This is a genomic window from Streptomyces sp. SCUT-3, assembly GCF_014083985.1.
In the GTDB taxonomy this organism is placed as follows: Bacteria; Actinomycetota; Actinomycetes; order Streptomycetales; family Streptomycetaceae; genus Streptomyces_H; species Streptomyces_H thermolineatus.
Map to the genome: position 1 here is coordinate 1,728,132 of NZ_CP046907.1, position 22,322 is coordinate 1,750,453.

General features: G+C 73.5%; 17 protein-coding genes and 1 pseudogene. 4 read left to right on the forward strand and 14 right to left on the reverse strand.

The annotated features are described in order from the left end of the window. Nucleotides 1-201 precede the first annotated feature (201 nt). The 6 genes and pseudogenes from ligA to GQS52_RS07525 form a co-directional block, all read right to left on the reverse strand. Complete coding sequence (ligA, locus tag GQS52_RS07500; RefSeq protein WP_182312567.1) at nt 202-2,370, reverse strand: NAD-dependent DNA ligase LigA; 2,169 nt, start codon at nt 2,368-2,370, stop codon at nt 202-204. Between the two features lie 150 nt (nt 2,371-2,520). Beyond that, nucleotides 2,521-3,472: pseudogene (locus tag GQS52_RS07505) on the reverse strand (methionine synthase). A gap of 159 nt (nt 3,473-3,631) precedes the next feature. Continuing rightward, the gene (locus GQS52_RS07510) at nt 3,632-4,318 is read right to left on the reverse strand and encodes an SDR family oxidoreductase (protein WP_182312569.1); all 687 of its coding nucleotides are present in this window, start codon (nt 4,316-4,318) and stop codon (nt 3,632-3,634) included. A 62-nt stretch (nt 4,319-4,380) separates the two neighbouring features. Further along, nucleotides 4,381-5,475 carry a tRNA 2-thiouridine(34) synthase MnmA gene (gene mnmA, locus GQS52_RS07515; protein WP_182312571.1) on the reverse strand — a complete coding sequence of 365 codons (1,095 nt, stop codon included), beginning with the start codon at nt 5,473-5,475 and terminating at the stop codon, nt 4,381-4,383. A 146-nt stretch (nt 5,476-5,621) separates the two neighbouring features. Beyond that, complete coding sequence (locus GQS52_RS07520) at nt 5,622-6,800, reverse strand: cysteine desulfurase family protein (protein ID WP_182312573.1); 1,179 nt, start codon at nt 6,798-6,800, stop codon at nt 5,622-5,624. Nucleotides 6,801-6,910: 110 nt separating this feature from the next. After that, a complete protein-coding gene (locus GQS52_RS07525) occupies nt 6,911-7,780 on the reverse strand; it encodes a thioesterase family protein (RefSeq protein ID WP_182312575.1) in 870 nt (289 codons plus the stop codon). A gap of 146 nt (nt 7,781-7,926) precedes the next feature. Here GQS52_RS07525 and GQS52_RS07530 point away from each other — a divergent pair, with 146 nt between their 5' ends. From GQS52_RS07530 to GQS52_RS07540, 3 genes are all read left to right on the forward strand, one after another. Beyond that, nucleotides 7,927-9,345 carry a hypothetical protein gene (locus tag GQS52_RS07530; RefSeq protein WP_182312577.1) on the forward strand — a complete coding sequence of 473 codons (1,419 nt, stop codon included), beginning with the start codon at nt 7,927-7,929 and terminating at the stop codon, nt 9,343-9,345. Nucleotides 9,346-9,592: 247 nt separating this feature from the next. After that, complete coding sequence (locus GQS52_RS07535) at nt 9,593-10,171, forward strand: phosphoesterase (protein ID WP_182312579.1); 579 nt, start codon at nt 9,593-9,595, stop codon at nt 10,169-10,171. Continuing rightward, the gene (locus tag GQS52_RS07540) at nt 10,168-11,715 is read left to right on the forward strand and encodes an alkaline phosphatase D family protein (protein ID WP_182312581.1); all 1,548 of its coding nucleotides are present in this window, start codon (nt 10,168-10,170) and stop codon (nt 11,713-11,715) included. Before GQS52_RS07535 ends, GQS52_RS07540 begins: the two co-directional genes overlap by 4 nt. 55 nt (nt 11,716-11,770) lie before the next feature. On the opposite strand, the gene GQS52_RS07545 is transcribed toward GQS52_RS07540, so the two are convergent. From GQS52_RS07545 to GQS52_RS07570, 6 genes are all read right to left on the reverse strand, one after another. Continuing rightward, the gene (locus GQS52_RS07545) at nt 11,771-12,433 is read right to left on the reverse strand and encodes a trimeric intracellular cation channel family protein (RefSeq protein WP_182312584.1); all 663 of its coding nucleotides are present in this window, start codon (nt 12,431-12,433) and stop codon (nt 11,771-11,773) included. Continuing rightward, nucleotides 12,430-13,551, reverse strand: a complete 1,122-nt coding sequence (locus GQS52_RS07550) for a dipeptide ABC transporter ATP-binding protein (RefSeq protein ID WP_182312586.1) — start codon at nt 13,549-13,551, stop codon at nt 12,430-12,432. The genes GQS52_RS07545 and GQS52_RS07550 overlap by 4 nt, the downstream gene beginning before the upstream one ends. Before the next feature lie 17 nt (nt 13,552-13,568). Further along, entirely contained in the window at nt 13,569-14,663 is a 1,095-nt protein-coding gene (locus GQS52_RS07555) for an ABC transporter ATP-binding protein (RefSeq protein WP_182312588.1), read from the reverse strand. Then, on the reverse strand, nt 14,660-15,658 hold the full coding sequence (locus tag GQS52_RS07560) for an ABC transporter permease (RefSeq protein WP_220472747.1): 999 nt from the start codon (nt 15,656-15,658) through the stop codon (nt 14,660-14,662). The genes GQS52_RS07555 and GQS52_RS07560 overlap by 4 nt, the downstream gene beginning before the upstream one ends. 75 nt (nt 15,659-15,733) lie before the next feature. Continuing rightward, a complete protein-coding gene (locus tag GQS52_RS07565) occupies nt 15,734-17,503 on the reverse strand; it encodes an ABC transporter substrate-binding protein (protein WP_182312590.1) in 1,770 nt (589 codons plus the stop codon). A 33-nt stretch (nt 17,504-17,536) separates the two neighbouring features. Continuing rightward, nucleotides 17,537-18,535, reverse strand: coding sequence for an ABC transporter permease (locus GQS52_RS07570; RefSeq protein WP_182312592.1), 999 nt, complete (start codon nt 18,533-18,535; stop codon nt 17,537-17,539). Nucleotides 18,536-18,870: 335 nt separating this feature from the next. On the opposite strand from GQS52_RS07570, the gene GQS52_RS07575 reads away from it, so the two are divergent. After that, entirely contained in the window at nt 18,871-20,391 is a 1,521-nt protein-coding gene (locus tag GQS52_RS07575; RefSeq protein ID WP_182312594.1) for a DUF885 family protein, read from the forward strand. Between the two features lie 151 nt (nt 20,392-20,542). Here GQS52_RS07575 and GQS52_RS07580 read toward each other — a convergent pair whose 3' ends face one another. Then, on the reverse strand, nt 20,543-21,460 hold the full coding sequence (locus GQS52_RS07580; RefSeq protein WP_182312596.1) for an enhanced serine sensitivity protein SseB C-terminal domain-containing protein: 918 nt from the start codon (nt 21,458-21,460) through the stop codon (nt 20,543-20,545). A 78-nt stretch (nt 21,461-21,538) separates the two neighbouring features. Further along, entirely contained in the window at nt 21,539-22,321 is a 783-nt protein-coding gene (locus GQS52_RS07585; RefSeq protein ID WP_259371062.1) for an enhanced serine sensitivity protein SseB, read from the reverse strand. Nucleotide 22,322 lies beyond the last annotated feature (1 nt).

The following is a 22,322-nucleotide window of genomic DNA, read 5'->3' on the forward strand; positions in this document are numbered from 1 at the left end:
GGTGTGGGGCCACCGGGCTGCCGCGGGCATACGCCTACCGAGGCGTGCCTCCCCACAGTAGGCCGAGTTCCGTGCCCGCGGGCAGCGATCGACGGCGGACGCCCGAATGCGCCCCGCGCACCCCCCTGACCCCGGTATGCGCCGAACGAGTGCTCCTTCGCGCCGGTCACGCCGCTGACCGGGACTGTTGCCGACGCGCCGTCAGGATGCCTCTTCCGCCGGGTTGACAGCGACCTCCCGGGCGGCCTCGGCCCCCTGTTCGAGCAGGACCGCGAAGCCGTCCTCGTCCAGGACGGGGACCTTCAGCTGGACCGCCTTGTCGTACTTCGAGCCGGGGTTGTCGCCCACCACGACGAAGGAGGTCTTCTTCGACACCGAGCCGCTGACCTTGGCGCCGCGGCTCTGCAGCGCCTCCTTGGCGCCGTCGCGGGTGTGCCCGGACAGGGTGCCGGTGACGACGACGGTCAGCCCCTCCAAGGGGCGCGGCCCCTCGTCGGAGCCCTCCTCGACCAGGCGCACGCCTGCGGCGCGCCACTTGTCGACGATCTCGCGGTGCCAGTCCTCGGCGAACCACTGCTTGACCGAGGCCGCGATGGTCGGCCCGACGCCCTCGACGGCCGCCAGCTCCTCCTCGCTCGCCCCCTCGATGCGGGACAGGTCGCGGAACTCGCGGGCCAGGGCCCGGGCCGCGGTGGGGCCGACGTGCCGGACGGACAGGCCGATCAGGAAGCGGTCCAGGGGGCGCTCCTTGGCCGCGGCGATCGAGTCCAGCATGATCTGCGCGGTCTTCTTCGGCTCGCCCTTGGCGTTGGCGAAGAAGGTGACGACCTTGTCCTCCCCCGTCTTCGGGTCCTTCTTGGGCAGTCCGCTGTCGGGGTCGCGGACGACGACCTTGATGGGCAGCAGCTGCTCCATCGTCAGGTCGAACAGGTCGCCCTCGTCCTTCAGCGGGGGCTCGGCGGGCTCCAGGGGCTGGGTCAGGGCGGTGGCCGCCACGTAGCCGAAGCCGTCGATGTCGAGGGAGGAGCGGCCCGCGAGGTAGAACAGGCGCTCGCGCAGCTGGGCCGGGCAGGAGCGGGCGTTGGGGCAGCGCAGGTCGACGTCGCCCTCGGACATCGGGCGCAGCGCGGTGCCGCACTCGGGGCAGTGCGAGGGCATGACGAACTCCCGCTCGCCGCCGTCGCGCAGGTCGACGACCGGGCCCAGGATCTCGGGGATGACGTCGCCGGCCTTGCGCAGCACCACGGTGTCGCCGATGAGCACGCCCTTGGCCTTGACCACGTCCTGGTTGTGCAGGGTGGCCATCTCGACCTCGGAGCCGGCGACGGTGACCGGCTCCATCACCGCGTAGGGCGTGACGCGGCCGGTGCGGCCGACGTTGACCCGGATGTCGAGGAGCTTGGTGTTGACCTCCTCCGGGGGGTACTTCCAGGCGATGGCCCAGCGCGGGGTGCGCGAGGTGGAGCCCAGGCGGCCCTGGAGCGGGATCTCGTCGAGCTTGACGACCACTCCGTCGATCTCGTGCTCGACGGAGTGCCGGTTCTCGCCGTAGTACCGGATGAACTCCTTGACCTCCGCCAGGGTGGCCACGACCTTGTTGTGGCGGGCCGTCGGCAGCCCCCACTCGTGCAGCAGCTCGTAGGCGTGCGACTGGCAGTCGATGTCGAAGCCCTCGCGGGCGCCGATGCCGTGCACCACCATGTGCAGCGGACGGGTGGCGGTGACCCGGGGGTCCTTCTGCCGCAGGGAGCCCGCGGCGGCGTTGCGCGGGTTGGCGAAGGGCGGCTTGCCGGCCTCGACCAGGCGGGCGTTGAGCTCCTCGAAGCGCTCCATCGGGAAGAACACCTCGCCGCGGATCTCCACGAGGGCGGGGACGCGCTCGCCGGCCAGGCGGTCGGGGATCTCGGAGATGGTGCGGATGTTGGGGGTGATGTCCTCGCCCGTGCGGCCGTCGCCGCGGGTGGCGGCGCGGGTGAGCCGGCCGTTCTCGTAGGTGAGGTTGACCGCCAGCCCGTCGACCTTGAGCTCGCACAGGAAGTGGTACGGGGCGTCCCCGACCTCCTTGGCGACCCGCTCCGCCCAGGCGTCGAGCTCCGCCTCGTCGAAGGCGTTCTCCAGGCTGAGCATCCGCTCGCGGTGCTCCACGGCGGTGAAGTCGGTCTGGTAGAAGCCGGCGACCTTCTGGGTCGGGGAGTCGGGGGTGCGCAGCCCGGGGTGGTTCTCCTCCAGCTCCTCCAGCTCGCGGAAGAGCCGGTCGAACTCCGCGTCGCTGACGACGGGGGCGTCCTTCACGTAGTAGCGGAAGCGGTGCTCGTCCACCAGCTGCGCCAGGTGTGCGTGGCGCTCTCGCACGTCGGCGGGGATGTCCACGGGTCGGTCCTTCCGTCTTCGGTTGTCCGGCGGGCGGCCGGCGCCCCGGCGGCGGCTCGCCGGGGCGTTCGTTCGGTGCGGCGTTCGTTCGTGCGGCGTTCGTTGGGCGGTGCGTCCGGTGTCCGGCCGGCCGGGGGGCGGCCGGGCAGGTCACTCGGGGTTGTCGACGAGGCTCCTCGCGGCGCGGACGGCGTGCTCCAGCGCGGCCCCGCGTAGCGCGGCGAGGCCCCCGCCAGGCCGCACGCCGGGGTGACCACCACCGACTCCCCCAGGAGCCCGGGTGCGAGCCCCAGCCTGCGCCACAGCGCCCTGACACCACCGACGCTACCGGCGGGGTCCGACAGTGCGGCGTCCGTGGCGGGCACGACGCCGGCGAAGAGCGCCGTGCCGGCCTCCACCGCCTCCCCAGCTCGTCGTCGTCACGCTCCGTCAGGAGGGAGAAGTCGAACGACAGGCCGGTGGCGCCGGCCCGGCGCAGCAGCGCGAAGGGGACGTCCGGCGCGCAGCAGTGGAGGACGACGGGCACGCCGACGGCCTCGACCACCGCCCGCAGCGCGGCCTCCGCCACCGAGCGGTCGGGCGCGCGGTACGTGCGGTAGCCGCTGGCGGTGCGCACCCGCCCGGCGAGCACGGCGGGCAGCGAGGGCTCGTCCAGCTGCAGGACGACCTCGGCGCCGGGCACCCGGCGGCGCACGTCGGCGAGGTGGCCCAGGAGTCCCTCGGTGAGCGAGGCGGCGACGTCCCGGCAGGCGCCGGGGTCGGACAGCGCGGCCTCGCCGTTGCGCCGCTCCACCGCGGCGGCCAGCGTCCACGGGCCGACGGCCTGCACCTTCAGCGGCCCGGCGTGCCCCTGGGTGAACTCCTCCAGGGCGTCCAGGTCCTCCCGCAGCCAGGAGGCGGCGCGGCGCGAGTCCCGCCCGGGGCGGTCGGAGAACCGCCAGCCGCTGGGCTCGACGTGGGCGTACATGTCGACCAGCAGGCCCAGGGAGCGGCCGATCATGTCCGCGCCCGGTCCCCGGGCGGGCAGCTCGGGCAGGAACGGCAGCGCGCCGAGCTCGTTCACGACCGTCCGCGCCGCCTGCCGCGCGTCGCCCCCGGGCATCGACCCGACCCCGGTCGCCGCGCCCGCTCCCCAACCGAACCTGTGTCCCGTGCTGTGCGTACTCACCCGGGAAGGGTACGAGACCGGGCGGGGAGGTCCGCGGCGACCGGCCGGTTCCCCGCCCGCTCCGGCCCGTGCGCGTTCCCGGGGGTTCCCGGCTCAGCCGTTGGGGCGCACCGACAGGTCGGTGACCACCGCGTCGCGCGGCAGGTCGAGCGCGGTCAGCACGACGGTGGCCACCGACTCCGGGGCGATCCAGGCGCCCGGGTCGTACGCCCTGCCCTCCTGGGCGTGGATGTTCTCCTGCATGCGGGTGGCGACCCGGCCCGGGTAGACGGAGGTGACGCGCACCCCGTTGCCCTGCTCCTCGGCGCGCAGCGCCTCGGCGAGGGCGCGCAGGCCGTGCTTGCTGGCCGAGTAGGCGCCCCAGCGGGGGCCGGTGTGCAGCCCGGAGCCGGAGTTGACGAACACCACCTGGCCGCGCGCGGCCCGCAGCGCGGGCAGGCACAGCCGGGTCAGCTCGGCGGGCGCGGCGAGGTTGACGGCCAGGGTCCGCGCCCAGACGGCCGCGTCCGCCTCCCCGACGCCCCCGAGGTCGGCGACGCCGGCGGAGTGCACGAGGGAGTCGATCCGCTCCGGGAGCGCGCCGCCGAGGGCACCGGCCATGCCTTCGGGGTGCTCCAGGTCCGCGACGAGGGCGGTGCTGCCGGGGAAGCGCTCGGCGAGCTCGGCGGCGCGGCGTTCGTTGCGGGCGAGCAGGACGAGCCGGTCCCCGCGTGCGGCGAGCCGACCCGCCACGGCCTCCCCGATGCCGGAGGAGGCCCCGGTGATCACATGCGTACTCATGCCCCCACGCTACGTTCCCCGCCGCGGCCGGCGGCGGGGGATCCGCCGGGCCGCGGGGCGGGCTACGGGGCCGTGGGCTCCGCGGCCGCGGTGCGGGTGCGGCGGACGGTGGTGGCGATGGTGGCGGAGCCGACGACGCGCGTGCCGTCGTACAGGACGACGGCCTGGCCGGGGGCGATGCCCCGCACCGGCCGGTCGAAGGCCACCTTCAGCTCGCCGTCGGCGAGTTCGGCGGTCACCGGGGTCTCGTCGCCGTGGGCGCGCAGCTGGGCGGTGTAGCGGCCGGGCCCGGCCGGGGGCTCGCCGCACCAGCGCGGCCTGATGCCGGTCAGGGCGGTGACGTCCAGGGCCTCGGCGGGGCCGACGGTGACGGTGTTGGTGACCGGGGAGATGTCGAGGACGAAGCGCGGTTTGCCGTCGGGGGCGGGGCGGCCGATGCGCAGGCCCTTGCGCTGGCCGACGGTGTAGCCGTAGGCGCCGGTGTGGGTCCCGAGGCGGTTGCCGTCCTCGTCGACGATGTCGCCCTCGGCGGTGCCCAGGTGCCGGGCGAGGAAGCCCTGGGTGTCGCCGTCGGCGATGAAGCAGATGTCGTGGCTGTCGGGCTTCCCGGCCACGGCCAGGCCGCGCCGCTCCGCCTCGCGGCGGATGTCGTCCTTGGTGGTGTCGCCGAGGGGGAACATGGCGTGGGCGAGCTGGTCGGCGTCCAGGACGCCGAGGACGTAGGACTGGTCCTTGCCCGCGTCGACGCCGCGGTGCAGCTCGCGGGAGCCGTCCGCGCACTCGACGACGGTGGCGTAGTGGCCGGTGCACACGGCGTCGAAGCCGAGGGCGAGGGCCTTGTCCAGCAGCGCGGCGAACTTGATCTTCTCATTGCAGCGCAGGCAGGGGTTGGGGGTGCGCCCGGCCGCGTACTCGGCGACGAAGTCGTCGACGACGTCCTCGCGGAACCGCTCGGCCAGGTCCCACACGTAGAAGGGGATGCCGATCACGTCGGCGGCGCGGCGGGCGTCGCGGGAGTCCTCCAGGGTGCAGCAGCCGCGGGCGCCGGTGCGGAAGGACTGGGGGTTGGCGGAGAGCGCGAGGTGCACGCCGGTGACCTCGTGGCCGGCTTCGGCGGCACGGGCCGCGGCGACCGCGGAGTCCACGCCGCCGGACATGGCGGCCAGTACGCGCAGCCGTCCGCCGGGGCGGGGGGCGTAGGGGTCGGGGCACCGGGGAAGTCAGTCATGGCCAGTCCAGGGTACGGGGTGCGGCGGACGGCCCGGGCCCCGTGACGGGGCGCCGGGCGGCGGGCCGCCGGGCGTCAGCGGCGGGTGGCGGCGCCGGCGCGCCGGGCGCGCTCGACGGCGGGGCCGAGCACGGACGCCAGGGCCTCGACGTCGGCGCGGGTGGTGGTGTGGCCCAGGGAGAACCGCAGGGAGGCGCGGGCCAGGTCGTCGGGGGCGCCGGTGGCCAGCAGGACGTGGCTGGGCTGGGCGACGCCGGCCGAGCAGGCGGAGCCGGTGGAGCACTCCACGCCCTGGGCGTCCAGCAGGAGCAGCAGGGAGTCGCCCTCGCAGCCGGGGAAGGAGAAGTGGGCGTTGGCGGGCAGGCGGCCCGCCGGGTCCGGGTCCCCGTTGAGGACGGCGTCGGGGACGATGTCGCGCACCGCGGCCACCAGTTCGTCGCGCAGGGCCCCGATCCGCGCGGCGAACTCCTCGCGGCCGTCGGCGGCCAGCCGGGCGGCGACGGCGAACGCGGCGGCCGCGGGCACGTCGAGGGTGCCGCTGCGCACGTCGCGCTCCTGGCCGCCGCCGTGCAGCAGGGGCACGGGGGTCCAGGAGCGGCCCATCACCAGGGCGCCGATGCCGTACGGGCCGCCGATCTTGTGCGCGGTCACCGTCATGGCGGCCAGCCCGGAGGCGGCGAAGTCCACCGGGACCTGGCCGAACGCCTGGACCGCGTCGGCGTGCAGGGGGATGCCGTACTCCGCGGCGACGTCGGCGAGTTCGCGCACCGGCATGAGGGTGCCGATCTCGTTGTTGGCCCACATCACGGTGGCCAGGGCGACGTCGTCGGGACTGCCCTCGATCGCGGCGCGCAGCGCGTCGGGGTGGACCCTGCCGTGGCCGTCGACCGGCAGCCACTCCAGCCGGGCCCCCTCGTGCTCGGCGAGCCAGACCACCGCGTCCAGGACGGCGTGGTGCTCCACGGGGCTGACCAGGATGCGGGTCCGGGCGGGGTCGGCGTCCCGGCGCGCCCAGTACAGGCCCTTGACCGCGAGGTTGTCCGACTCGGTGCCGCCGCCGGTGAGGATGATCTCGCTGGGGCGGGCGCCGAGCGCGGCGGCGAGGGTCTCGCGGGACTCCTCCACGGTGCGCCGGGCACGCCGGCCCGCCGCGTGCAGGGATGAGGCGTTCCCGGTGGCGGTCAGGTGCGCGGTCATCGCCTGCACCGCCTCCGGCAGCATCGGCGTGGTCGCGGCGTGGTCGAGATACGGCATGGTGTCGATGATTCCACGGTCCCGGTGCGCGCCGGGCGCCGGGCGCCGGGGAGGGTCGGCCCCCGCGGGGGCCGACCCGCGGGGCCGGCCGTACGGGCCCGCCGCGCCCGTCAGCCCCGCAGGGCCCGGGCCAGCTGCCGGGACTGGGCGACCAGGCGGTCCCGGCTGTCCCAGACCTCGGCGTCCTCCTCCAGGAAGCCGCCGGCGAGGTTGCGGGTGCGGACGGCGATGCGCAGCGGCCCGGGGGCGGGCTGCGCCCGCACGTGGACGGTGAGTTCGACGGTGGGGACCCAGCCGGACAGCCCCAGGTCGAAGGCGGTCGGCGGCAGCGCGTCGACCGCGAGCAGCAGGGAGAGCGGGTCGTGGTCGCGTCCGTCGGCGAGGCCGAACCAGGCGCGGATCTCGCCGCGGCCCGAGGGCTGCCCCATGATCCAGCCGACGGTGGCCGGGTCGAAGCGGGTGTGCAGCCGCTCGACGATCCCGGTCTGCTTCAGGGAGCTCAGCGTTCCGGGCGGTGCGTGCTCGGTGCCCAGGCAGTCCTCGTAGGAGGGCATGGCGGGCGGGGCCGCGCTGGTGCGCACGTCGTCCGGGAGGGCCGACAGGTCGCCGTGGGTGGCCAGGACCCGCAGCCGCTCCACCTCGTTGCCGTCCTCGTCGCGCTGGACCAGGGACGCCTGGCCGGTGGAGAGCGAGCGGCCGGTGCGGACGGTCTGGGTGCGCACCTCGGCCGGGCCGGGGCGGGAGGCGGTCAGGTAGTGCGCGCTGACGGTGAACGGGTCGCGGTGCGGGAGGACTTCACCGAGGGCGCGGGCCGTCAGGGCCAGCAGGTAGCCGCCGTTGACGCCGTGGCCGATGGTCCAGCCGGCGGACAGGTCGGTGTCGAGCACGTGCGGCTCGCCGGCCCGCCTGCGTACGGCGGTGTCGCGGTCGAACTCGCTGTCACCGATGGAGGCTGTGGCTGCGGGGTGGTCATGCCGCATATTACGCACGGGTATCAACCATCCGTCCAGGGCGAACGTTGCATTCTGCACGTGATTCGGGACACCGCCGGATTGCTAGCGTTGGCCCCCTGCCCGGGGGCGGTCCGCCCTCCGGGACCGGGGACAACGGGAGGGTGCGGCGCCGTATGCCACACGTGCTGGTGCTGAAGAACGGCCCGCGGATCGCGGCCGGGGTGATGTGCGCGCTGATGGCGCTGCACCCGCTGGTGTGGATGGCCGCCGACCTCGGCAGGTCGGACCTCGGCACGGTGTGGGGCTCCTGGACCTCCTACGGGACCGCGCCGGTCTCCGAGGGCAAGCCCCAGTTCATGGTCACCACGCTGGTCGACCTGGAGCTGGGCCTGCTGTTCACGGCCGCCACCGGACTGGCCCTGGCCCGCTCCCGCTTCGCCGGGGCGGTGGCCGGCGCCGCGGCGGGGCTGACGCTGGCCCTGCGGCTGCCCCTGGTGTGGACCGCGTTCACCCGGGAGGAGCCGAGCGAGACCACTTTCGAGTACGACTCGCCCATCTACGCCCTCGCCGTGCTGACCACCCTCTTCCAGCTGGTCCTGGCGGCGGCCGCGGCCGCCACGCTGGCCACGGGCTTCGCGCGGCGGCCGGTGCAGCAGTACGACGACGAGGGCCTGCCCGTCCCGGTCGGGCCGGACCCGGTGGAGCCGGAGGACGTGCCGGCACGGCCGACGAGGACCGCCAAAGCGGTCGGGGCCGCCGTCCTCGGCCTGGTGGCGCTCCTCGCCGCCGGCGGGCAGGTCCACCTGGCGCTGACGACGAGCTTCCCCTACGCCTCCCAGCTGCTGGAGGTCCCCGACCGGGCACCCGCCCTGCAGTCCCCGTACGGCTGGCCCGTGCTGGTGCACATCGCCCTGTTCGCGGTCACCGCGTTCCTGGCCGCCACCGGACGCCCGGCGGCGCGCGGCCTGTCCGTGGTGGCCGGGGGCCACATGCTGCTCGGCGCGGCGGTCACCGCCGCGGTCTACTCCGTGCACGGCTTCTCCGCCGCGGGGCAGTCGGCCGTCGGGATCCTCTCGCTGCTGCTCAACCTCGTCGGGGGCGTGGTGCTCCTCGTGCTGATGGGGCGCCCCGGGGCACCCGCCTGGGCGGACCCGCAGGCGGCCGGCGGCGGCCCGCAGAACCCGGGCAGCCGGTGGCCGCAGGCCCCCGGCGCGCAGCGGCCCGGCGGCGGGTGGCAGCAGCCCGGCGGCTGGGGAGCCCCGCAGGGGCAGGGGCAGGGGCACGCACACCCGGCCGGGCCGCCGCAGCCGGGCGGCTGGGCGACGCCGCAGGCGAACTCGTGGCCGCAGCCACAGCCGCAGCCGCAGCCGCAGCCGCAGCCGCAGCCGGGGTACGGGTATCCGGTGGCGGGAACGGTCCCGCAGGGTCAGGGGCCGTCGACCGGTTACGGCCCTCCGCCCGGAGCACCGGCCGGCGGGCCCCGGGCCACGGGCCCGCGGTCCGGTGCGGAGCAGTGGCCGACACAGACCGCAGGACCGACCGGATCTGCGCGTCCCGGCCCGCCGCCGCAGTTCCCTCCGACCGCCTCCTAGCCCGCCCCGCCCGGAGCGTGCCCGGGCCGGCCGGTCACGTGGCGCCCCGCTCCTGCGGGCCGCGTACCTCCGGAGCTGTTCCGCGGTGCCCGCGCGGCGAAGATCCGTACAGCTCCGTCCCCTTGCCCGTTCCCCCTCCGTCCTCCACCGATTCACCCGTCGCTGCTGAGCTGCGCCCTGGCCGGGGATTCCCGGCCCGACGACAAGGAGCAGCCATGGTTCTCCCGACGGAAGCAGCAGGACGGTCGTGAATCTCATAGTCAACGGCGACGCCGAGGCGGGGCCGGGCGGAACGGCCGACCCGGTCGCTCGGGTCACGGGGTGGCGGGTCGTCGAGGGCGCGCCCGCACTCGTCGGCTACGACGTCGGCCAGGGGTACCCGACCGCCGCGGACCCCGGTCCCCCGCGGCGCGGAAGCCGTTTCTTCTCCGGCGGCGAATCACCCCGCACCGTCCTGGTCCAGGACGTGGAGCTGCCCGCCGCCGGCCGTACCGGCCGCGGCCGGGTGGACGCGGGGCACGTCCGGTTCACGGTGAGCGCCTGGCTCGGCGGATACGCCGCGCAGGAGGACGGCGCCCGGCTGTCCGTGGAGTTCCGCGACGCCGCCGGGACTCCGGTCGCCCTGGCAGTCCTGGGGCCCGTGACGTCCGGCGAGCGCCAGGGGCGCACCGGGCTCGTCGAGCGCAGCGCCACGGCCGCCCTGCCGCCCGGCGCCCGCACCGCCCGTGTGCTGCTGGTCCTCACCCGCACCGGTACGGGCACGTCCAACGACGGGTACGCGGACGCGATCTCCCTGACCCTGAACGCCACCGGAGGCAAGCCGTGAAGACGAACCGCCGTGACCTGTTGAAGGCGGCGGCCGCCGCGGGGGCGCTCGGCGCGGTCTGGCCCCTGGTGGGCGACCTCTCGCCCGCGCAGGCCGTGGAGGCCGCCGGGCTGCTGGGGGCCGAGTACGACCCGGCGCCCTTCACCCTCGGCGTCGCCTCGGGCGACCCGACGCCCACCGGGTTCGTCCTGTGGACCCGCCTGGCTCCCGAGCCGCTGGCCGCCGAGCAGGCCCTGCCGGAGGTCGTCGAGGTCAAGTGGGTGGTGGCCGAGGACCGCGACCTCAGGCGCGTCGTCGCCCGCGGCACCGCGCCCGCCTCCGCGACGCTCGGCCACAGCGTCCACGTGTCCGTCGACGGGCTGCGGGACGGCCGGCAGTACTGGTACGCCTTCAGCGCGCTGGGCCGGCGCAGCCGTCTCGGGCGCACCCGGACCGCACCGGCCGGCCCCGTCTCCCGTGTCCGCTTCGCCTCTGCCAACTGCCAGGCCTTCCATGGTGGTTACTACGCCGCCCACCGCGGCATCGCCCGCGAGGACATCGACTTCGTCGTCCACCTGGGCGACTACATCTACGAGGGCGGGCCGGTCAGCGGGCCCCGCGGCAACGGCACGGCGGTGGACTTCACCCTCGGCGACTACCGGCGCCGCCACGCCCTCTACAAGGGCGACCGGTCCCTGCGCGAGGCCCACGCCGCCCACCCGTGGTTCCTCACCTGGGACGACCACGAGGTGGTCGACAACTACAGCGGCACCGGCGGCGGCGCGCCCTTCATGCAGCGCCGCGCGGCCGCGTACCAGGCCTGGTACGAGAACATGCCGCACCGGGACGACAGCGAGACCGCCCTCCCCGACCCGGAGATCCACCGGGTGCGCCGCTGGGGCGACCTGCTGGAGCTGACCGTCCTGGACCTGCGTTCGTACCGCTCCGCGCAGAACCTCCCCGACGGGACGATCCTCGGTGCCCGGCAGAAGGACTGGCTCAAGCGGGGAGTCGACCGCGCGCCCGACTCCTGGCACTGCTGGGTCAACTCGATCATGCTCAACCAGCTGCGCGGCAGGCCGGGCGGCGACTTCATGTTCACCGACCAGTGGGACGGCTTCCTCGCCGAGCGCGAGGAGGTGCTGACCCATGTGCACCGGTCCGGGCTGGAGGACCTGGTCGTCATCACCGGAGACTGGCACTCGGCCTTCGTCGGCGACGTCCGGACGGATTTCGACGAGCCCTCCTCGCCGGTCGTCGGCACGGAGTTCACGGCCCACTCGATCTCGTCGAACGCGTACTCCCCGGCGTGGAACGCGGCCAACGGCCCGCGCATGGGCGCGGCCAACCCGCACCTGCAGTACTTCGAGGGCAACCGCTACGGCTACGACCTGTACGAGGTCACGCCCGAGCGCTGGACCACCAGCATGCGGGTGGTCCAGGACCTCCAGGACCCGGTCTCGCCCGTCACCACCCTGACCGCCTTCCACGTGGACCGGGGGAAGGCGGGGGCGTACGAGGACCCGGCGACGAAGAACTCCCCCGCGCAGTACCGGCGCGGCTGACCGTCCGTCCCCGTCCTTGCCCCGCCCCGTCGGGGGCGGGGCGGGGCGGGTCAGGTCAGGCGGGCTCCTCCGTCGCCCCGCTGCGGCGGTTCCAGGCGCGCGGGGCGCGCCAGTTGTAGCGCAGTGCCAGCAGCCGCAGCACGAAGGCGGCGATCGCCGCACCGGCGCTGGTCGCCCCCGTCAGGGCGTCGAAGCGGATCAGGAGGGCGACGACGGCCGAGCCGACCGTCGCCGGGACCGCGTAGATCTCGCGGTCCCAGCGCAGCAGCGAGGGGACCTCCTGCGCCAGCAGGTCGCGCAGGACTCCGCCGCCGGCTGCCGTGGCGACGCCGAGCGCGACGGAGGGCGCGAGCGCGAGCCCGTACTCGTGCGCCTTGGTGGTCCCGGTGACGCAGAACAGGCCCAGGCCGGCCGCGTCGAAGACGGTGACCGCCTTGTTGATCCGCTCCACGTGCGGGTGGAGGAAGAAGACGAGCCCCGCGGCCACCAGCGGGGTCAGGTAGTACCCGGCGTCGGTGAAGGCTGCGGGCGGGACGGCGCCGATGACGAGGTCCCGGAACAGCCCTCCGCCCAGTGCGGTCACCTCGGCGAGCACGATGATGCCGAACACGTCGAAGTTCTTGCGCACCGCGAGCAGCGCACCGGAGATGGCGAAGACGAAGATCCCGGCGACGTCGAGCGCGTGCAGGACGGAGGGGCTGAAGAGGTCGGAACTCACTCCATCTTTTGTACCCGGTCGGAGGAGGCGGGCCCCTCCGGACCCTCCGAGCCTTCGGCACCCGCGCCGGACTTCCCGGCGCCGGACTTCCCGTCGTCGGCGTTCTCCGGGTGGTGGCACGCCACCAGGTGCCCGGTGGCCAGCGGCGCCAGCGGCGGTTCCTGGGTGCGGCACTCCTCGGTGGCCTTCCAGCACCGGGTGTGGAACCGGCAGCCGGGCGGCGGGGCGATCGGCGAGGGCACGTCGCCCTTGAGGAGGATCCGCTCGCGCTTGGCGCGGCGGTTCGGGTCCGGGATCGGGACCGCCGACAGCAGGGCCCGGGTGTACGGGTGCATCGGCCGGTTGTACAGGTCCTCGCGGTCCGCGACCTCGACGACCTTCCCGAGGTACATGACCGCGATCCGGTCGGAGACGTGCCGGATGACCGACAGGTCGTGCGCAATGATCACGTAGGTGAGCCCGAGCTCGCGCTGGAGGTCGTCGAGGAGGTTGACCACCTGCGCCTGGATCGACACGTCCAGCGCGGAGACCGGCTCGTCGGCGACGACCAGCTTCGGCTTCAGCGCCAGTGCCCGTGCGATGCCGATGCGCTGCCGCTGTCCGCCGGAGAACTCGTGCGGGTAGCGGTTGTAGTGCTCGGGGCTGAGGCCGACCAGCTCGAGCAGCTGCTGGACCTCCTTCTTCACCCCCGCCTCGGTGGCCACCTTCTGCAGCTTGAACGGCGCGCCGATGATGGAGCCGACCGTGTGCCTCGGGTTCAGCGAGGAGTACGGGTCCTGGAAGATCATCTGCACGTCGCGGCGCAGCGGGCGCATCTTCGCGGTGCCCAGGTGGGTGATGTCCTGGCCCTCGAAGGTGATCCGTCCCGCGGTCGGCTCCATCAGCCGCGTGATGAGCCGGCCCATGGTGGACTTGCCGCAGCCGGACTCGCCGACCACGCCGAGGGTCTCCCCGGCGCGGACCTCGAAGTCGATGCCGTCCACGGCCTTGACCGCGCCGACCTGGCGGCGCAGCAGGCCCTTGGTGATGGGGAAGTGCTTGACCAGCCCCTCCACCTTCAGCAGGGGCTCGCCTCCCCCGTTCGTGCGCTGCTCCGGCAGCTTGTCCGCGACTGTCATGTCCTGCCTTCGCTCGCTCACAGCTTGGGGGCGATCTCTTCGGACCAGATGCGCGTCCGCTCGGCCCGGTCCATGTGGCAGGCGGAGAAGTGCCCGCCGCTCCCGGTCTCGCGCAGCTCCGGCCGCTCGGTGCGCGTCACGTTGCCCTTGGGCACGTCCGCGTAGGGGCACCGGGGGTGGAACGCGCAGCCGGAGGGGACGTTGATGAGGCTGGGCGGGGAGCCCTTGACCGGCATCAGCCGGTCGGTGCGCTCGCGGTCCAGTCGCGGCATGGAGCCCAGCAGGCCCCAGGTGTAGGGGTGCTGGGGCCGGGTGAAGACTTCCTCGGCGGGGCCCCTCTCCACGCACCGGCCGCCGTACATCACCAGGATGTCGTCGGCGAGCTCGGCGACGACGCCCAGGTCGTGGGTGATGACGACGACCGCGGAGCCGAACTCCTTCTGCAGGTCGCGGATCAGGTCGAGGATCTGCGCCTGCACGGTGACGTCGAGCGCGGTGGTCGGCTCGTCGGCGATCAGCAGCTCGGGGTTGTTGACCAGCGACATCGCGATCATCACGCGCTGGCGCATGCCGCCGGAGAACTGGTGCGGGTAGTCGTCGACCCGCTTGTCGGGCTGCGGGATGCCGACGCGGTCCAGCATCTCCACCGCCCGCTTGCGGGCGACCTTCTTGGTCACGTCGTGGTGCACCCGGTACGCCTCGACGATCTGCGCGCCGACGGTGAAGTACGGGTGCAGGGCGGACAGCGGGTCCTGGAAGATCATGGACATCTCGCGGCCGCGCAGCCGGCGGACGTCCTCCTGGGGGGCGGAGACCAGCTCCTTGCCGTCCAGCCAGATCTCGCCGGAGATCCGCACCTTGTTGCGCTTGTTGTACTGGCCGACGCGGTGCAGGCCCATGACGGCCAGCGAGGTGACGGACTTGCCCGAGCCGGACTCGCCCACGATGCCGAGGGTCTTCCCCTTCTCCAGGGAGAACGTCAGCCCGTCGACGGACTTGACCAGGCCGTCGTCGGTGGGGAAGTGCACCTTCAGGTCGCGCACGTCCAGGAAGGCCGTGCCGGGCCGTCCGGCCGGAGGCTCGGCGGCCTTCGTCAGCGTCAGGTCCGTCATGACAGCCTCACTCGGGGGTCGATCACGGCGTAGAGCATGTCCACGACGAGGTTGGCCACGACGATGGCCAGCGCGGCGACGAGGGTGACGCCGATGATGATCGGCAGGTCGCGGTCGCCGATCGCCTTGATCGCGGCCGTGCCCATGCCGGGCAGGTTGAACGTGGTCTCGGTGAGCACCGCGCCGCCGACGAGGGCGCCGAGGTCCAGGCCGAGGACGGTCAGGATGGGCGTCATCGTCGAGCGCATGGCGTGCTTGCCGATGACGGTCCGCTCCCCCAGGCCCTTGGCGCGGGCGGTGCGGATGTAGTCCTCGCCGAGGACCTCCAGCATGGTCGCCCTGGTGAGCCGGGCGTACATCGCCGCGTAGAGGAACGCCAGGGTGATCCACGGCAGGAGCAGCCCGCCGAACCACTCCGCCGGGTTCTCCGCGAACGGCACGTACTCGCCGTTGATCCAGTCCAGCGCGTAGACGAAGACCGCCAGCGAGATCAGGCCGGTGAAGTAGATGGGGAGCGAGACGCCGGCCAGGGCGGTGCTCATGGCGATGCGGTCGATCACGGTGCCCCGCTTGAGGGCGGAGACGACGCCGGTGGACAGGCCGATGAGCAGCCACAGCAGGCAGGCGCCCGCGGCCAGGGCGAAGGTGACCGGCATGCGGTCGAGGAGGACGGGCCACACGGCCTGCTCCGTCTTGAAGGAGTAGCCGAAGCACGGCGCCGCGCAACTGGTGATGTCGGAGCCGTTGACGTACTCCCGGCCGGCCACCAGGCCGACCACGAACTTGCCGAACTGGACCAGGACGGGGTCGTCCAGGCCCATCTTCTGCCTGATGCCCTCGATCGCCGCGGGGTCGGACTGCTTGCCGACGAAGTACAGGGCCGGATCGGCCCCGGTCATCTTCGGGAAGACGAAGAAGATCCCGAAGGTCACCAGGGTGACGACCAGCAGCATGACGATGACGGCGGTCAGCCGCCGGATGAGATAAGCCAGCACTGCGCTCGGCCCCGCGGCGCCCCCGGGAGGTCGTCCCGGGGGCGCCCTAGGAGGGCCTTCACCTGCCCTTCGCTGTTACTTGACGCCCAGGGAGGCGTAGTCGTAGCGGCCGTTGTAGGAGTCGGCCGTGTAGACGTTGGTCAGGCGGGAGCTGCGCCAGATGATGTTCTTCTCGTGGGTGAAGGGCAGGTAGACCGCGGCCTCGGAGACCTTCTTGTTCATCTCGCCGTAGATCGCGCCGGCGGCCTCGGGGTCGGTCTCCTTCAGGGCCTTGTCGAACAGGCCGTTGATCTCCTTGTCGTCGAGCTCGGAGAAGTTGTTGTTGCCCGACTCGAGGATGAAGCGGCCGTCGACCAGCGGCTGGGAGAAGCCCTGGCCGGTGGGGAAGTCCGCGCCCCAGCCCATGATGATGATGCCGTAGCCCTTGTCCTTGACGACCTTGGGCGAGCCGATGACGCTGGCGGTCTGGGCGCCGTCGAACTGGTCGATCTGCGCCTTGATGCCGACCTTGCCCAGGGCGTTCTGCATGGACTCGGCGGTGGCGATCTCGATCGGCTTGTTGTTGCGCACCGCGATGGTGGTGGAGAAGCCGTCCGGCTTGCCGCAGGCCTTCAGGGCCTCCTTGGCCTTGGCGACGTCGGGCTTGCCGTCGAGCAGGTTGTACGGGTCGTACTTGGGGTCCGCGCCCTTGATGGCCGGGGGCAGCATGTTGGCCGCGATGTCACCGCCGGCCTGGGGGCCGCCGCGGGCGTTCTGCAGCGACTTGGGGTCGGCCGCGTAGATGATCGCCTTGCGGCACTCGATGTTGTCCAGCGGCTTGACCGTCTGCGGGAAGACGGCGTAGCGGATGAAGCCGGTCTGGGGGTTGTCCAGGTTGGCCTTGTAGTCCTCGTCCTGCAGCGCCTTGGCGCGGGCGGCCTGGCCGAGCCCGGTGGCGTTGATGTCGAGGTCGTAGTCGCCCTTGAGCAGGCGGTTGTCCATGTCGTCGGCGTTGGTGGTGAAGGTGACCGTGATCCTGTCCGGCAGTGCGGCGCGGATCGGGTCGGAGTCCTTCTTCCACTCGGGGTTGCGGACCAGGACCATGGACTTGTTCGGCGTGTACGAGTCGAACTTGTACGGGCCGTTGGAGAACGGCTTGAGGCCGTACTTGGACTTGGTGTCCTTGTCCTGCTTGACCGGGGAGGCGGCCGGCATGGCGAGCATCTGCTCGAAGTCGCCGTTGGGCTCCGGGAGCTTGAAGACGATGGTCTTCTCGTCCGGGGTCTCGATGGCCTTCAGGCCGAGCTTGTCCTTGGACTTGTCCTTGTAGGGGCCCTTGTACTCGCCCTTGGGGTCGAGGACGTTCATCAGGTAGACGGGGCCGCCGGATATGACGTCCTGGGCCCAGGCGCGCTCGATGCCGTACTTGATGTCCTGGGAGGTGACGGGCGAGCCGTCCTCCCAGGTGATGCCGTCGCGCAGGGTGTACTTGTAGGTCTTGCCGTCGTCGGAGACCTCGGCGAGGCCGGTGGCCAGGTCCGGCGTCAGCGAGGTGCTCTTGGAGCCCGGCTCGGGGGTGTAGCTGACGAGCTGGCGGGTGTAGTAGCGGGCGAAGTCCCACATGAAGCCGTAGTAGCCGCGCTGCGGGTCCCAGCTGTCGGCGTCCTGGGTCCCGATGAACTTCAGGGTGCCGCCCTTGGCGTCGGACTTGTTGATCACGCCCTTGGTGGCGGCGTTGAAGCCCGCGCCGGCCTTGTCGTCCTTGCTCTCCGTGCCGCCGCCGCACGCGGCGGTGGACAGCAGGGCGGCGAGGACGACGGCCGTACCGGCAGCGGTTCTGAACTTCTTGGAGCGAGGGGATGTCACGGTGTCGCAACCTCCGAGTAGTGGGACAACGGGCTAACGGGAGGCCTTCGGGTCGAGCGCGTCGCGCACGCCGTCGCCGAAGAGGTTGAAGGCCAGCACGGTGATGAAGATCGCCACACCGGGGAAGACCATGAACATGGGGTCGGCCTCGTAGGTCTGGACCGCCTTGGAGAGCATCTGTCCCCACGAGGGAGTCGGAGGTTTGACACCCACTCCGAGGAAGCTGAGCGCCGCCTCGGTGAGGATGTTGGTCGGGATCATCAGCGTCGTGTAGACGGTGATCGGCGCGACCAGGTTGGGCAGCAGCTCCCGGAAGAGGATGTAGAACCGGCCGGCGCCCAGGCTGCGGGCGGCCTCGACGTACTCGCGCTCGCGCAGCGACAGCGTCTGGCCTCGCACGATGCGCCCGATGTAGGGCCAGCCGAAGAAGCCGATGACCACGACCAGGACGCCCATCCGCACGCCGCTGCCGGTGAAGCCCCACAGGGAGTTGGGGACGACGGAGACGAGGGCGATGATGAACAGCAGCTGCGGGAAGGCCAGCAGCAGGTCCATGATCCGGCTGATCGCGGCGTCGACCCAGCCGCCGAAGTAGCCGGCGACGACGCCGAAGACGCTGCCCATCACCACGGCGACCATCGCGGACAGGAAGGCCACCAGCAGCGAGATGCGCGCGCCGTAGACGACGCGGCTGAACACGTCGCGGCCGTTTACCGGTTCGACGCCGAAGAGGAAGTCGCCGCTCATCCCGCCGAAGGAGCCGATCGGGGTGCCGAACAGCGGGTCGATCCGGTCCTCGTGGAACTCGTTCGGGGGGTGGCCGAAGGCGCTGACGATCAGGGGCGCGAAGACGGCCACCAGGATCAGCAGGACCACGGCGATACCGCCGGAGAGCGCGACCTTGTCCCGCTTCAGGCGCAGCCAGGCGATGCTCCAGGGCGAGCGGCCCCGGATCTGCGCGGCCGGGACGTCGGCTGCGACGTCCACGGCGGCCGTCTCGGCGGCGCCGGTGTCGTGCAGTGGTGCGGTCATGCTGCTGTGGACCCCTCTCGCCGGCGGGTAACCGGCCCGCGCCCGCCGCTGGTGACGCCTGTCGTCACGTCATGGTGGTGCCGAAGAAACGTTGTTGCTTCCGCTGGTGTCCGGACCGGACGGGAGGGTCGGGGCCGTACACCGGACTCCGCGTATCGGACGCGTCGTCTTGCCGCGTGAGTCTTCAACGCGATGCCGATCAGCCGCCAGACCTGGCGGTGAATGTATGCGGAACTGTGACGTACTGCGGGAACCCTTCGATTAACGTGCTGTTACGCGCGTTGAACCTGAGGTTCCCGCCCCCTCGTGGGAAGTCCACTCGCTACCGTTCCCGCATGGATGATCGTCTGCGCGCGGTGTGCGACCTGATGGTGCCCACGGTCAGGGAGATGGCGGGACTGCACGAGTACGACGGGCGGGTGCAGGACCTGTCCCCCGAGGGCGTGCGGCTCGGCCTCGCCGCGCTGGAACGCGCCCGCCGGCACGGGGACCGGCAGGAGAACGCGCACGACGAGGCGCACCTGGCGGTCTTCGAGGAGTCGCTGCGCGTGCAGTACGGGGAGCTGGAACTGCACCGCCGCGACCCCTACCTGCACCTGTCCAACCTGGAGTTGACCACCTACGACCGCGAGTACGCGCCCGCACCGGAACGCGCGGCGGCCCGGGCCCGCCACCTGGCCGCCTGGCCGGACGCCGTGGACGCGGCCGTGGCCTCCCTGGACCGCCTGTCGGCGCCGGTCGCCGCGGCCCTGCTGGGCGCGGTGCGCGGCCTGGCCGCCGGACTGGAGCAGGACCGCACGCCGCAGGCGCAGGCCGCGCTCAAGGCCCACGGGCGGCTCGTGGCGCACGTCGCCCGGGCCGCCGAGAAGGGCGACCCCGACCCCCGGCTCGGCGGCCGGGCCCTGGCCCGCCTGATGGGCTGCCAGGAGGGCCTGGACGTCGACCTGGACCTGATGGCCCGGCGGGCGGACGCCGAACGCGACCGGCTCACCGAACTGCTGCACGAGTCCTGCCGCGCGCTGGCCCCCGGCCGCGGCGTCGACGACCTGGTCCCCGAACTGCTGGCCGACCACCCGGACGCGGACGGGGTGATCGACCACGCCCGCCGCCTGACCGAGGAGGTCCTGGCCTTCAGCCGGGCCAGGAGGCTGGCCCCGCACCTGGACGGCGAGTGCCTGGTCGGCCCGGCCCCGCCCTCGCGGCGCTGGTCGATGGCGATGATGACCTGGGCCGCCCCGGGCGAGGCCGACGGCCCCTCCTGGTACCACGTCACCCCGCCGGAGCCGGACTGGCCGGCCGAGGAGGCGGAGGAGTGGCTGAGCGTATTCAGCGCCACCAGCCTGCCGGCGATCACCGTCCACGAGGTCGCCCCCGGCCACTTCGCGCACGGCCGCTCCCTGCGCCGCGCCTCCGGCCCCGTCCGGCGGGTGCTGCACTCGCTGGCGTTCTGCGAGGGCTGGGCCCACTACATCGAGGAGGTCTGCTGGGAGGAGGGGTTCCGCGCCGACGACGCGCGCTTCGTGATCGGCGTGGCCCTGGAGGCCCTGGTGCGGGTCACCAGGCTGTCCTGCGCGATCGGGCTGCACACCGGGGCGATGACCGTCGAGGAGGCCACCCGGCGGTTCATGCGGGACGCCCACCTGGCACGGGCCGGGGCCGCCGCCGAGGCCCGCCGGGGCACCTTCGACGCCGGCTACGGCCGCTACACCTGGGGCAAGCTGGAGATCATGGCGCTGCGGGAGGAGGCCCGCCGCCGCTGGGGGGCCGGCTTCACCCTGGAGCGCTTCCACACCTCCCTGCTGGAGCTGGGCAGCCCGCCGCTGGGCCTGATCGGCTCCGCGCTGGAACCGCACTGACCCGGACGCGCACCAGGCCCGGCGGACCGGCACCGGCCCCGCCGGGCGGACGGGCGCCGGGCGGACGGGCGCCGGGCGGGTGGACGGGCGCAGGGCGGGTGGACGGCGTCGCGGACCCGCCGGGGGCCCGAGCAGGCCCTGCGGGCGCCTCTCAGTACGTGCGCGGCCCGTTGGGGGCCCAGCCGCCGTGCCCCGTGACCGGCGGCGCCTGGGGCGGCCCCCAGCCCGGCGCCTGCGGCGCGTGCTGCGGCGCGCCCCAGCCGGTCGCGGCCGGGCGGCCGGGCCCGGGCGCGGCCACCGGGGGCGGCGGCATCGTCGGCGCCGGCCCCGCGCCGAACGCCTCACGGTCGAAGAACGGGCGCTGGCACGCCTGCATCCACTGCGCGACGGGGTCGTACTCGTCGGCCATCGCCACGGTGGACACCGGGAGTCCTTCCGGGGCCGCGCCGATGCAGTGGTGCATCATCGTCCGCACCGCGTCCAGGGCCTGCGGCCCGGTGTCGTACAGGTCCATGCCGATCGCGAGGTAGGCGTCGCCGTACGCGGGCTCGACCCAGGCCCTGCGCAGGGTGCGCACCACCGGGGTGCGGTGCGCGGTCTGGGACAGCAGGGCGTAGAACTGCGGGATCTGCAGGGTGGGTTCGCTCAGCCGCAGCGGGCCGGCGGGCAGCCGGTCCAGGCCGGAGGCGATCCGGCGCAGGTCGGCCCAGGGCACGCCGACGCCGCCGCCGGGGGCGTGCGGGTTGAGCCACAGCCCGTACCTGCTGCGGAAGAGGGAGGCCGCGATGTCGCGCCCGGAGACCACCTCGTGGGCCCGGTCCCAGCCGCTGGCGGCCAGTTCGTGCTCCGACGTCGCGCACGGCGCGTAGCCGTGCCCGGCGATCTCCATGTGGCCGTACTGGGCGTCCGGCGAGCCGGGACTGCCGTGCCACAGCAGCATCCACACCCGGCTGTCGGCAAGCGCATGGAGCAGTTGCTCGTAGGTGTCGAAGCGCCCCGGTGACACCTGGTGCAGCAACTGCTCGACATGGCCGGACGCCGCCGTGCCGCCTCCCGCGCCCGCGCTCACTGGGTCCCACCCCTTCTGCCGTTGTCCGACGCCGCCACCGGTTCTCCGGCTCCGGCACTCACCACAGGTTAGACGGGCTCAGGGCCTGGAGTAGAAGGGCTCCACCCGGTCGAGCATCCAGTCCCCGACCGGGTCCTGGGCGATGTCGAGCAGCACGATGTTCACCGGCCACGGGATCGGCACGGCGCCGAGGGCGCGCCCGAGCGCGTCCAGGGCCGCCGTACGGTCCTGCTCCTGCCAGCGGTCCAGCTCCACGCCGACGAACAGCACCGGGTCGCCGGCCTCGACCGAGGCCAGGGCGCGGCGGGCGGAGAGCACCACCGGGGTCACCGCGAGCTCGCCCGCGGCCGCGGCCAGGAAGTCCACCGGCTCCTCGTAGGAGCCCGGCTCCCACAGCCGCACCCGGGCGCCGGTACGGCGCGCCCCCGGCTCGTGGACGACCGGGCCGCCGTCGGGCCCCGGGTCGCCGGCGAAGCCGCGGCACAGGTCCAGGACGACGGCGGGCGGCAGCGGGATGCCCACCGAACCACCGGGGTTGACCGCGACCCCGAGCTGCGGGGGCAGCCCGCGGGCGAACTCCCGCATGGGCGCCACGGCGAAGGACATGCCGGGGCAGACCGCGAGGAACTGCCCCTCGGAGCTGAAGACCGGCACGTACGGCGCACCGCCCAGTTCGAGGGTCGGCAGGTCCAGGTCACGACTGTCGGGACCGCCGCCCGCGGGCAGCGGCACCCACACGTACGAACGCGCCAGCACCTCGACCAGCCGGGGCACCGCGCCCGCCTCTCCCAGGGCCGCGGTGAGCACTTCCTCGAGTTCGTTCACGGGCCACGGCACGTGTGCGGCCGGAACGGTCCCCACC

Excerpts from the sequence above, each read along its gene's own strand:
- GQS52_RS07575 (WP_182312594.1), top strand. The coding sequence starts at position 18,871 with ATGGATGATCGTCTGCGCGCGGTGTGCGACCTGATGGTGCCCACGGTC.
- GQS52_RS07555 (WP_182312588.1), bottom strand. The coding sequence starts at position 14,663 with ATGACGGACCTGACGCTGACGAAGGCCGCCGAGCCTCCGGCCGGACGG.
- mnmA (WP_182312571.1), bottom strand. The coding sequence starts at position 5,475 with ATGTCCGGCGGCGTGGACTCCGCGGTCGCCGCGGCCCGTGCCGCCGAA.
- GQS52_RS07525 (WP_182312575.1), bottom strand. The coding sequence starts at position 7,780 with ATGCGGCATGACCACCCCGCAGCCACAGCCTCCATCGGTGACAGCGAG.
- GQS52_RS07570 (WP_182312592.1), bottom strand. The coding sequence starts at position 18,535 with ATGACCGCACCACTGCACGACACCGGCGCCGCCGAGACGGCCGCCGTG.
- GQS52_RS07510 (WP_182312569.1), bottom strand. The coding sequence starts at position 4,318 with ATGAGTACGCATGTGATCACCGGGGCCTCCTCCGGCATCGGGGAGGCC.
- GQS52_RS07550 (WP_182312586.1), bottom strand. The coding sequence starts at position 13,551 with ATGACAGTCGCGGACAAGCTGCCGGAGCAGCGCACGAACGGGGGAGGC.
- GQS52_RS07530 (WP_182312577.1), top strand. The coding sequence starts at position 7,927 with ATGCCACACGTGCTGGTGCTGAAGAACGGCCCGCGGATCGCGGCCGGG.
- GQS52_RS07520 (WP_182312573.1), bottom strand. The coding sequence starts at position 6,800 with ATGCCGTATCTCGACCACGCCGCGACCACGCCGATGCTGCCGGAGGCG.